Genomic DNA, 11,016 nt, shown 5'->3' with positions numbered 1-11,016 from the left:
GGACCCTGTGGGAGAGTAGGACGCCGCCGAACAATTATTGTGAGATTGCCCCGTTGGGAGCCTTAGGGTTCCCGACGGGGCTTTTTCGCGTTCCCGGGTGACGGGGACCCGCGGCGTGGCGTGGCCGGCGGTGCAGGTATGGTCAGGGGGCATCGTTGGCACATTTCCCACAGGAGGCCCCCGCGTGGAGGTCCAGGAGACGCGGGTCCAGACGGATCGCGTCCTCACCTTTCCGAATATTCTGAGCATGGCTCGCCTCCTCGGCGTGCCCGTGTTCCTCTGGCTGATCCTGTGGCCGGAATTCGGCGGGCCCAAGGCCGACGGTTGGGCACTGCTGGTTCTCGCTCTGAGCGGCGTCAGCGACTACCTGGACGGCAAGCTCGCGCGGCGCTGGAATCAGATCAGCAGTTTGGGCCGGATCCTCGACCCCGCCGCCGACCGCCTCTACATCCTCTCCACGCTCGTCGGCCTGACCTGGCGCGAGATCCTCCCGGTCTGGCTCACCGCGGCTCTGCTGGCCCGCGAACTGATGCTGCTCATCGCGGTCGGATTCCTCGGACGTCACGGATACGGCCCTCCCCAGGTGAACTTCCTCGGGAAAGCAGCTACGTTCAACTTGATGTATGCCTTCCCGTTGCTCCTCCTGAGCGACGGGAGCGGCTGGCTTCACACACTCGCTGCTATTTTCGGATGGGCGTTCGCCGGATGGGGTACAGCCCTCTATTGGTGGGCAGGAGTCCTCTACGTGGTACAGGTCCGCCGGCTCATCAGAGCGGACGCCACGGCCGACTGAGCTCGCCGAACCGGCAGATAGTGCCAAGTACCGGCGCCCGTACGTGAGAACAGTGGGCGATCTGGACGGGTGAAGTCGGCAAGACCGTCGTCTCTTTAGAGGAGGACGCTTCCGACATGAAGGCCGTTGTGATGGCCGGCGGCGAGGGCACACGCCTTCGCCCCATGACGTCCAGTATGCCCAAACCGCTGCTGCCTGTGGCCAATAGGCCGATCATGGAGCACGTTCTGAGGCTGCTCAAGCGGCATGGTCTTACAGAGACCGTCGTGACCGTGCAATTCCTTGCCTCGCTCGTGCGGAATTATTTCGGCGACGGGGAAGAGCTCGGGATGGAGCTCACCTATGCCAACGAGGAAAAGCCGCTCGGCACTGCCGGTAGTGTGAAGAACGCCGAGGAAGCCCTCAAGGATGACGCCTTCCTCGTCATTTCCGGTGATGCGCTCACTGATTTTGACCTGACCGACCTGATCCGGTTCCACAAGGAAAAGGGCGCGCTGGTCACCGTCTGTCTCACCCGGGTTCCCAATCCGCTCGAGTTCGGCATCACCATCGTCGACGAGACCGGCAAGGTCGAGCGCTTCCTGGAAAAGCCCACCTGGGGACAGGTCTTCTCGGACACCGTCAATACCGGCATCTACGTCATGGAGCCGGAGGTCTTCGACTACTTCGAGCCCGATGTCTCCGTCGACTGGTCCGGCGATGTCTTCCCGCAGCTCATGAAGGAAGGCAAGCCGATCTACGGCTATGTCGCCGAGGGCTACTGGGAGGATGTGGGCACTCACGAGAGTTATGTGAAGGCCCAGGCCGATGTGCTCGACGGCAAGGTCGATGTCGATATCGACGGCTTCGAGATCTCGCCGGGTGTGTGGGTCGCCGAGGGTGCCGAGGTACACCCGGACGCGGTGCTGCGGGGGCCGTTGTACATCGGCGACTACGCCAAGGTCGAAGCGGAGGCGGAGATCCGGGAGCACACGATCGTGGGCTCCAACGTCGTCGTCAAGAGCGGCGCATTTCTGCACAAGGCCGTGGTGCACGACAACGTCTACATCGGCCAGCACTGCAATCTCCGCGGCTGCGTGATCGGCAAGAACACCGACATCATGCGGGCGGCGAGGATCGAGGACGGCGCCGTCATCGGCGACGAATGCCTGATCGGTGAAGAGTCGATCGTGCAGGGCAATGTGCGGGTCTATCCCTTCAAGACCATCGAGGCCGGTGCTTTCGTCAACACCTCGGTGATCTGGGAATCCCGGGGCCAGGCGCATCTGTTCGGCGCCCGCGGCGTGTCCGGGATCCTCAACGTCGAGATCACGCCGGAACTCGCCGTACGGCTCGCGGGCGCCTATGCCACCACCCTCAAGAAGGGGTCCACGGTCACCACGGCCCGGGACCACTCCCGTGGTGCGCGGGCACTCAAGCGCGCGGTGATCTCCGCGCTGCAGGCCAGTGCCATCGACGTACGTGACCTGGAGAACGTCCCGTTGCCCGTCGCCCGGCAGCAGACCGCTCGCGGCAGCGCGGGCGGGATCATGGTGCGTACGACGCCCGGCGTGCCGGATTCCGTCGACATCATGTTCTTCGACGAGCGGGGCGCCGACCTGTCGCAGGCCAGACAGCGCAAGCTCGACCGGGTCTACGCACGTCAGGAGTACCGGCGCGCCTTCCCGGGCGAGATCGGTGACCTGCGTTTCCCGGCCAGTGTCTTCGACTCGTATACGGGGTCCCTGCTGCGTGCCGTGGACAACACCGGCGTCAGCGAGGCCGGCCTGAAGGTTGTCGTCGATGCCTCCAACGGAAGCGCCGGTCTGGTGCTGCCCAGCCTGTTGGGCCGGCTCGGGGTGGACGCGCTGACGATCAACCCCGGTCTCGACGAATCCCGTCCGACGGAGACGGCCGACGCCCGGCGTTCGGGCCTCGTCCGGCTCGGCGAGATCGTGGCCTCGGCGCGAGCGGACTTCGGGGTGCGTTTCGACCCCGTCGGCGAGCGGCTGTCCCTGGTGGACGAGCGCGGCCGGATCATCGAGGACGACCGGGCGCTGCTGGTCATGCTGGATCTGGTGGCGGCCGAGCGGCGCAGTGGCCGGGTGGCGCTGCCGGTGACCACGACCCGTATCGCCGAGCAGGTCGCGGCGTATCACGGCACGCAGGTGGAGTGGACGACCACCTCGCCCGACGATCTGACCCGGGTGGGCCGCGATGACGCGACGGTGTTCGGCGGGGACGGCATGGGCGGCTTCATCATCCCGGAGTTCAGCAGCGTCTTCGACGGTGCGGCGGCGTTCGTCCGGCTGATCGGCCTGGTGGCCCGTACGCAGCTCACGCTCAGCCAGATCGACGCACGGATCCCGCGGGCGCATGTGCTGCGGCGCGACCTGGCGACGCCATGGGCGGTCAAGGGCTTGGTCATGCGTCATGTGGTCGAGGCGGCCGGCGACCGGGATGTGGACACCACGGACGGTGTGCGCGTGGTGGAGACCGACGGGCGCTGGGTGCTGGTGCTGCCCGACCCTGCCGAGGCCACCACCCATCTGTGGGCGGAAGGACCGGACGACGCAACCGCTCAGCAGCTGCTGGACGAGTGGTCAGCGGTGGTCGACAGCGCCGGACGCTGAGTCGGAACCCCACCGGTGTGCCCGCAATCGGGCACACCGGTGGGGCCATTGGGAGACTGCGTCGGCGACGTGCGACGATGTGCGGCATGTCGCAGCAGCGCCCCGATCGGAGCAGCCCCACGAAGCCCGCTGCGCGCCCCGATGCGTCCATGTCGCTGCTGACCAACGTGATGGATCACAGCCTCGACGACGGATACGCCGAGGCCGCCGAGCGTAAGTCCGCAGCGGGTCTGCGCGGGCTGCCGCGCACCCTGCGGGCGAAGTTGGGGCTCGCGGCCGGTCTGGTGCTGGCCGCCGTGGTGGTGACGGTCGGTGCCGCCCAGGCGCGGGAGTCGGCCCCCACCCTCGCCAAGGAACGCGAAGAGCTCATCCATCGCATCCAGAAGGGCACCGACGAGGCCGACGACCAGCAGCGCCGGGTCGATGCGATGCGTGACGACGTCAGCAGGATGCAGCGCGAGGCGCTGAAGACGCACGGCGGCGCCAAGGCCGAATTGCTGGCGCTGCTGTCCGGTTCGACCAAGGTGACCGGACCCGGCGTGAAACTGGTCGTGGACGACGCGAAGCAGGCGGAGTCCAGCGGCGGTGGCCCGCGGGAGAGCAGTGGTTTCTCGGACACCGGGCGGGTACGCGACCGGGACATGCAACGCGTCGTCAACGGCCTGTGGGAGTCCGGTGCGGAGGCCATCTCCGTCAATGGGCAGCGGCTTACGTCACTCTCGGCGATCAGGGCCGCAGGAGACGCCATACTGGTCGACAACAAGCCACTGGTGCCGCCCTATACGGTGCTGGCGGTGGGAGACGGGCAGCGGCTCAGCACCGCGTTCCAGGACAGTGCCGACGGCCAGTATCTGCATGTACTGCAGCAGAACTACGGCGTACGCACCAGGATTTCCGCCGAGAACGAGGTCGCGCTGCCGGCCGCGCCGAGTTTGATCGTACGTACCGCAAAGCCGCAGGCCGGAGCCGCAAAGACGGACGGCAGCGACACAGGGAAGGGCACATCGTGATCGCCGTACTGGGCCTCATCGTGGGAGTCGTGGTCGGACTTGTGGTCCGACCCGTGGTGCCGACGGTGGTCGAGCCCTACTTGCCGATCGCTGTCGTCGCCGCGCTGGACGCCGTGTTCGGCGGTCTGCGGGCGATGCTGGACGGCATCTTCGACGACAAGGTCTTCGTCGTCTCCTTCCTGTCCAACGTCGTGGTCGCCGCGCTGATCGTCTTCCTCGGCGACAAGCTGGGCGTCGGCTCCCAACTTTCCACCGGTGTCGTCGTGGTGCTGGGTATCCGGATCTTCTCCAACGCTGCCGCGATCCGCCGGCACGTCTTCAGGGCGTGAGGCGGATGGCCACCGACGAGACCCCCGAGACCCCCGAGCCCGACAACCGGCCGGAGCCGGACATCAAGCCGGAGCCGGGCGGCAAGCCTGAGCCGGGCCGCGAGTCCGAGCCCGGCAACAAGCCGGACACGGCGGCGGATACCGGGAAGAAACCGGACCTGGAGAAGAAGCCCGAGCCCCAGCAGGACCGCGGCCCGGCCGACCGGCGTCCGATGCCTCCGGAAAGCCGGACCGCTCCCGAGGGCGCTATGGCTCCGGAAGGTCGGACTGCTCCGGAAGCACGGACCGAGGGTCGGACCGCTCCCGAGTCGGCGGCAGCCGAGGAGGGACCGGCAAACGGCGAGCCGCACGGCACGGAGCGGGCCGAGGATGCAGCGGCAGGCTCCGCCACTCCGGAAGCAGTTGCGGAAGAAGAGTCTCCGGGACGGTCCGGGACCGGCCGGCAGCGGCTGGCCGCGAGCCTGTGGCCGCCGCGGCTGACCCGAGCTCAACTGATCGTTGCCGTGCTCCTGTTCATTCTCGGCCTCGGCCTCGCGATTCAGGTACGTTCCACCAGTGACAGCAGTGCGCTGCGCGGTGCGCGCCAGGAGGACCTGGTGCGGATCCTGGACGAGCTGGACAATCGCTCCCAGCGGTTGACGGACGAACAGCGGCGCCTGGAGCGGCAGAAGACCGAGCTGGAGAACAGCTCGGACCAGGCCGAGGAGGCCCGTAAGCAGACCGTGGAGAAGGAACAGCAGCTCGGCGTGCTGGCCGGCACCGTCGCGGCGCAGGGCCCCGGCATCAACCTGACCATTGATGACCCCGCGCACGCCGTCGAGGCGGACAAGCTGCTGGACACCGTCCAGGAGCTGCGGGCGGCCGGCGCCGAGGCCATCCAGGTCAATGACGTGCGGGTCGTCGCCAGCACCTCTCTCTCGGATGTCCGGGGCGGGGTGGAGATCGATGGCAAGCGCGTCACGCAGCCGTACCGCTTCAAGGTCATCGGCAAGCCGCAGGACTTGGAGCCGGCGCTGAACATCCCTGGTGGGGTGGTTCAGACCCTGGAGAAAGAGCAGGCCAAGGTGTCTGTGACCCGTGAGGGGAAGATCATTGTGAACGCCTTGCGACAGCCGAAGCGGCCTGACTACGCTCGGTCGTCTTCGCAGTGAGGCGTACACGTATCGCGAGGGCCCGGGGAGGGCATGTGGTAGCGGGGGGTCGACGCATCGTGCGTGTGGTGTGTGGTGGAAACTGTCTGAAGGCCACGGACGTTCACATGATGTCCGGATCGGCCGGTGTGTGCATCGAGGGTTCGTCCTGCCCCACGGGCGGGTCTGTTTCGTACAAGGGGAATCGCCCGTGAAGTTGTTTGGAAAGCTGTTCGGCAAGAGCGCACGCCAGGAGGGCGGCAGCGGCTCGGCGCGGCACCGCGCTCCGCGCCAGCCCGACGAGAGCGGTACGGGCGAGGACCGTCCGCTCTTCCGCGATGAGGTCGGCGGTCCGTCCGGGGGGCACGGCGCGGGTTCTGTTGACCCCTCCGGGTCCGGCCGCATAGGTTCCCAGGAATCATCGGCCGCACATGCGGGTGGAGGGTTGGCCTTGCCGGTTTGTACGAGGTGTGGGCACCGGAACGCCGAGGCGAGCCGGTTCTGCTCCAACTGTGGTGCGCCGTTGCGCGCGGGCGCCCAGCCCGAGCGCCCGTCGGAGACGACCTCGACCATCTCCATCTCGGGACTCGAGGCCTACGACGCGGAGACGACGGGCCAGACCCTGACGCCGTCGTTGTCCCCCGAGGCGCAGGCGGCCGTTGACGCCCTTCCGTTGGGTTCGGCGCTGCTGGTCGTCCGCCGGGGTCCGAACTCCGGCAGCCGTTTCCTTCTGGACGGTGAGCTGACGACGGCGGGGCGTCATCCGCAGAGCGACATCTTCCTCGACGATGTGACGGTCTCGCGGCGCCATGTCGAGTTCCGCCGTGGCCAGGACGGCCTCTTCACGGTCGCCGACGTCGGCAGCCTGAACGGCACCTACGTCAACCGTGAGCGGATCGACTCCGTCGCCCTCTCCAATGGCGATGAGGTCCAGATCGGCAAATACCGCCTGGTCTTCTACGCGAGCCAGCGAGGCGCCGGTATCTGACCGGCCGGGGAAGGTATATGCGCGATACACCGACAGGCGGTGCCGGCTCGGCCGGCGCCGCCTCTTCGGACAGCAGGCCGGTCAGCATCGGCATGGTGCTCACCCAGCTGCGCGACGAATTTCCCGAGGTCACCATCTCCAAGATTCGCTTCCTGGAGGCCGAGGGGCTCGTCGAACCGAAGCGCACGCCTTCCGGGTACCGGAAGTTCACCGCCGGCGACGTCGAGCGGCTGGCGAGCGTCCTGCGGATGCAGCGTGACCACTATCTGCCGCTGAAGGTCATCCGGGAGCATCTGGACGCCCTGGAGCGCGGTGAGCAGGTGCAGCTGCCGGCTCCGACCACGCCGTCCCGGGACCTGGTGCAGGGTGTGCGGGCCCCGGAGGAGGAGCGGCCCACTGCTGCCCGGATCGGCCGGGCGGAGCTGCTGGCCGCCGCTGAGGTGGACGCGGAGGCGCTCGCCGACTGGGAGTCGTACGGCCTCGTCGTCCCCGATGCGGACGGCGAATACGACGTCGAGGCCGTCACGGTGGCCAAACTTGTCGCGGATCTCGGCCGTTTCGGCCTGGAGCCGCGGCATCTGCGTGCCGTGAAAGCGGCCGCCGAGCGTGAGGCGGGCCTGGTCGAACAGGTCGTTGCACCCCTTCGGCGGCACCGTAATCCGCAGACCAGGGCCCATGCCGAGGCGACCGCCAGAGAGCTGGCAACGCTGTCCGTACGGCTCCATGCGGCACTGGTCCAGACCGCTTTGCGGGTCCGCCTCAAGTGAGCAAACGAGTGCCCGACTACCCAAACCTGCCGGGCACGTCCTAGGGTTGCTGTGTGAACGAGCTCGACGTCGTGGGTGTCCGGGTGGAAATGCCTTCCAGCCAACCGATCGTGCTCCTGCGGGAGGTGGGAGGCGATCGCTACTTGCCCATTTGGATCGGGCCGGGGGAGGCGACCGCCATTGCCTTTGCCCAGCAGGGCATGGTCCCTGCCAGGCCGCTGACGCACGACCTTTTCAAGGATGTGCTGGAAGCGGTGGGCCAGGAGCTGACGCAGGTCCGCATCACCGATCTGCGCGAGGGGGTGTTCTACGCCGAACTGGTCTTCGCCAGTGGTGTTGAGGTCAGCGCACGTCCGTCCGACGCAATAGCGCTGGCGCTGCGTACCGGTACGCCCATCTTCGGCACCGATGGTGTGCTGGACGATGCCGGGATCGCGATCCCGGACGAGCAGGAGGACGAGGTGGAGAAGTTCCGCGAGTTCCTCGACCAGATCTCGCCCGAGGACTTCGGCACCAACAGTCAGTGACTCTCGGCCGCCGACCACCGCTTTCCGGCCAAACTGTTAACCGTTCCCCGCGCGAGGTCACGAGAAACCACTCGTAGGGTGATTATCACTCGGCGTGGCGAGCGCGGCGATCGTTGACGCACCCCGAGTGACTGCATACCGTCGATATGGCAGGTCCCGTCCGGGACGTGGAGGACGGAGGGCGGCGTGGCAATCACCGGCGACGGTATGGCGGCGGAAGGGGCGTTGCCGCTCCACTCGGCCGCAGCAGCGAACCGTGCCCCGGCACCGGCCGTGGCGGTGTCGGCGGACCGCGAGACGCAGACCATCGGCTACCGCGGACCGACCGCGTGCGCGGCGGCGGGCATCACCTACCGGCAGCTCGACTACTGGGCGCGTACGGGCCTGGTGGAGCCGAGCGTCCGACCGGCGTACGGCTCCGGCACCCAGCGCCTCTACAGCTTCCGCGACGTCGTCGTGTTGAAGATCGTCAAGCGGCTGCTGGACACCGGTGTCTCGCTGCAGAACATCCGCACTGCCGTCCAGCACCTCCGTGCGCGCGAAATCGCGGATCTGACGCGGATGACGCTGATGAGCGACGGCGCGACGGTCTACGAGTGCACCTCGCCCGACCAGGTCGTGGAGCTCCTCCAGGGCGGTCAGGGCGTCTTCGGGATCGCCGTGGGCGTGGTGTGGCGGGACGTGGAAGGCGCGCTGTCACAGCTGCACGCGGAGCGGGTGGACACCGGCGAGACGCTGGTGGGCAAGAATCCGCACGACGAGCTGGCGCGACGCCGTCACCGGGCGGTCTGAGCCGCTCACGGCACCGCCCGGCCCGGCATCGGGCCATTGTCAGTGGCATGCGGCAGCATCGGTCATGTGAGACGTGCGCCGACGATCCTGCATCTCGACATGGATGCGTTCTTTGCGGCCGCCGAGCAGGCGGCTAAGCCGAGCCTGCGCGGAAAGCCCGTGGTGGTCGGCGGGATCGGGCCGCGCGGAGTGGTGTCCACGGCGTCCTACGAAGCCCGGGTCTTCGGGATCCGGTCCGCGATGCCCACGGCCCAGGCGCGCCGCCTGTGTCCCAATGCGGCCTATCTCCATCCGCGCTTCAGCGTCTACCGCCATGTGAGTGACCAGGTGATGGCGCTGCTGCACGAGCTGTCGCCGCTGGTGGAACCGCTGAGCCTGGACGAGGCGTTCGTGGATCTGGAGGCGGGCGGCATCGACGCGGAGACGTCGGCCGTGCGCGCCGTGGGGGTGCGGCTGCGGCAGGACATCCGGTCGGTGACCGGCCTGACGGGGTCCGTGGGGCTCGCGGGGGCCAAGATGCTCGCCAAGATCGCGTCCGAGGCGGCGAAGCCGGACGGCCTGGTGGTGATCGAGCCGGGTACCGAGCGGGAGCTGCTGGGCCCGATGACGGTGCGCACGCTGCCCGGAGTGGGCCCCGCGACGGCCGAGGCGCTGCGCCGGGCCGGGATCCACACCATCGCGGAGACCGCCGAGGCCGGTGAGGCGGAGCTGGTGCGCCTGCTGGGCAAGTCTCACGGCGCCGGGCTGTATGCGATGGCGCTGGGCCGCGACGACCGGCCGGTGGTGGCCGAGCGGGACGCCAAGTCCGTGTCCGTCGAGGACACCTTCGAGGTCGATCTGACCGACCGGACGCGGGTGCGGGCCGAGCTGGTGCGCCTGGCGGACCGGTGCGTGCAGCGGTTGCGGGCCGCCAGGCGCTCGGGGCGCACGGTGATCATCAAGGTGCGCAATTACGACTTCTCGACGCTGACCCGTTCGGAGACGCTGCGCGGCCCCACCGACGATCCCGGGGTCGTACGCGAAGCCGCCGCGCGCCTGCTGGAGACGGTGGACACCACGGGCGGGGTGCGGCTGCTGGGTGTCGGGGTCAGCGGTCTCGCCGACTTCACACAGGAGGACCTGTTCGCCCAGCTCGCCACGGAGCGGGAGGCGGCGGAGAGCGCGCAGGCGGCCCTCGCGGCGCAGGCGGCCCGCCAGGAAGCGGAGCGGGCGGGCGGTCCGGGTGAGCCGGAGCCGCAGGAGGAGCGGCCGCGCCGCTGGCACCCGGGGCTGGACGTGGTCCATGACGAATTCGGGGCCGGCTGGGTCCAGGGGAGCGGGGTGGGGCGGGTGACCGTGCGCTTCGAGACGCCGTGGTCCGCACCGGGGAGGGTGCGGACCTTCGGCGTTGACGACCCGGCCCTGCAGGCGGCGGAGCCACTGCCGCTGGTGGGCGGGGCGGCCGGCGGCGCTCAGTCCTCCGAGCCGGCGATCCGGCCGAAGTCCTTGTCGCGGGACGAGGACACGGAATCGGAGGCCGGGGAGGAGATATCCAGCCGGTAGTGGTGGTAGAGCTGGAGTTCCTGCTCGGGGGAGAGGTGGCGGCCGACACCGAAGTCCGGGGCGTCCTTGATCAGCTTGCGGTCGTAGGGGATGTGCAGCGCTTCGCCGACCATCTCGCTCGGCTCCAGGGGGACGAACGCGTCCCGGCTGAAGAGACCCGTGCGTACGGCCGCCCACTCCGGCTCCCCCGTCGCGTCGTCGAGGTACACCTCGTCGATCGTGCCGATCTTGGCGCCCTGCCGGTCGAACGCTTTGCGGCCGATCAGGCTCCGGGGATCGATATCGGTTTGCACGGCCCCTCCAATTGGTCGCAACTGTCCTGTGACAACTACCAAACGGCACATTTCATGCCCCGGCCACTCGAAAGATTGCCCAGGAGGCTCGCTGGTAGGCTGGCGAATGGCTGCAGACCCCATGCGGGAGAGTCCTTTGTCGTTCGCGACGGGGGCGCCGAAGGAGCAAATCCTCCCCGGAATCTCTCAGGCACACGTACCGCATGGACGAGGTCACTCTGGAAAGCAGGGCG

General features: G+C 68.3%; 11 protein-coding genes and 1 riboswitch. Of the genes, 10 read left to right on the top strand and 1 reads right to left on the bottom strand.

From position 1 onward, the window contains the following. Positions 1–184: 184 nt before the first annotated feature. From ACIRQ7_RS09860 to ACIRQ7_RS09815, 10 genes are all read left to right on the top strand, one after another. On the top strand, positions 185–793 hold the full coding sequence (locus ACIRQ7_RS09860) for a CDP-alcohol phosphatidyltransferase family protein (RefSeq protein ID WP_401467696.1): 609 nt from the start codon (positions 185–187) through the stop codon (positions 791–793). Positions 794–909: 116 nt separating this feature from the next. Beyond that, the gene (locus ACIRQ7_RS09855; RefSeq protein ID WP_404261311.1) at positions 910–3,405 is read left to right on the top strand and encodes a sugar phosphate nucleotidyltransferase; all 2,496 of its coding nucleotides are present in this window, start codon (positions 910–912) and stop codon (positions 3,403–3,405) included. Positions 3,406–3,482: 77 nt separating this feature from the next. Next, the gene (locus tag ACIRQ7_RS09850; protein ID WP_404261310.1) at positions 3,483–4,415 is read left to right on the top strand and encodes a DUF881 domain-containing protein; all 933 of its coding nucleotides are present in this window, start codon (positions 3,483–3,485) and stop codon (positions 4,413–4,415) included. Beyond that, positions 4,412–4,744 carry a small basic family protein gene (locus tag ACIRQ7_RS09845; protein ID WP_042152041.1) on the top strand — a complete coding sequence of 111 codons (333 nt, stop codon included), beginning with the start codon at positions 4,412–4,414 and terminating at the stop codon, positions 4,742–4,744. Before ACIRQ7_RS09850 ends, ACIRQ7_RS09845 begins: the two co-directional genes overlap by 4 nt. Positions 4,745–4,749: 5 nt before the next feature. Next, positions 4,750–5,895, top strand: coding sequence for a DUF881 domain-containing protein (locus ACIRQ7_RS09840; protein ID WP_404261308.1), 1,146 nt, complete (start codon positions 4,750–4,752; stop codon positions 5,893–5,895). A gap of 118 nt (positions 5,896–6,013) precedes the next feature. Continuing rightward, entirely contained in the window at positions 6,014–6,862 is an 849-nt protein-coding gene (locus ACIRQ7_RS09835) for an FHA domain-containing protein (protein WP_404261371.1), read from the top strand. A 17-nt stretch (positions 6,863–6,879) separates the two neighbouring features. Then, entirely contained in the window at positions 6,880–7,629 is a 750-nt protein-coding gene (locus ACIRQ7_RS09830; protein WP_404261307.1) for a MerR family transcriptional regulator, read from the top strand. Between the two features lie 53 nt (positions 7,630–7,682). After that, complete coding sequence (locus ACIRQ7_RS09825) at positions 7,683–8,156, top strand: bifunctional nuclease family protein (protein ID WP_006606439.1); 474 nt, start codon at positions 7,683–7,685, stop codon at positions 8,154–8,156. A 186-nt stretch (positions 8,157–8,342) separates the two neighbouring features. Next, positions 8,343–8,948 carry a MerR family transcriptional regulator gene (locus ACIRQ7_RS09820; RefSeq protein ID WP_401467711.1) on the top strand — a complete coding sequence of 202 codons (606 nt, stop codon included), beginning with the start codon at positions 8,343–8,345 and terminating at the stop codon, positions 8,946–8,948. Positions 8,949–9,014: 66 nt separating this feature from the next. After that, positions 9,015–10,490: a DNA polymerase IV gene (locus tag ACIRQ7_RS09815; protein WP_404261304.1), complete on the top strand. Its 1,476-nt coding sequence runs from the start codon at positions 9,015–9,017 to the stop codon at positions 10,488–10,490. Here ACIRQ7_RS09815 and ACIRQ7_RS09810 read toward each other — a convergent pair. Next, the gene (locus ACIRQ7_RS09810; RefSeq protein ID WP_404261303.1) at positions 10,400–10,783 is read right to left on the bottom strand and encodes a PRC-barrel domain-containing protein; all 384 of its coding nucleotides are present in this window, start codon (positions 10,781–10,783) and stop codon (positions 10,400–10,402) included. The two genes, ACIRQ7_RS09815 and ACIRQ7_RS09810, sit on opposite strands and share 91 nt — an antisense overlap. A gap of 114 nt (positions 10,784–10,897) precedes the next feature. After that, a riboswitch (glycine riboswitch) is annotated at positions 10,898–10,995 on the top strand. The last annotated feature ends 21 nt before the right edge of the window (positions 10,996–11,016 follow it).

The sequence above is a fragment of the Streptomyces sp. NPDC101393 genome, assembly GCF_044767385.1.
Classification (GTDB): domain Bacteria; phylum Actinomycetota; class Actinomycetes; order Streptomycetales; family Streptomycetaceae; genus Streptomyces.
Note: the sequence above shows the minus strand (reverse complement) of the source record. Positions and strands in the feature narration are given on the sequence as shown.

Coding starts and splice junctions, on each gene's coding strand:
- ACIRQ7_RS09840 (WP_404261308.1), top strand. CDS start 4,750: ATGGCCACCGACGAGACCCCCGAGACCCCCGAGCCCGACAACCGGCCG.
- ACIRQ7_RS09855 (WP_404261311.1), top strand. CDS start 910: ATGAAGGCCGTTGTGATGGCCGGCGGCGAGGGCACACGCCTTCGCCCC.
- ACIRQ7_RS09830 (WP_404261307.1), top strand. CDS start 6,880: ATGCGCGATACACCGACAGGCGGTGCCGGCTCGGCCGGCGCCGCCTCT.
- ACIRQ7_RS09850 (WP_404261310.1), top strand. CDS start 3,483: ATGTGCGGCATGTCGCAGCAGCGCCCCGATCGGAGCAGCCCCACGAAG.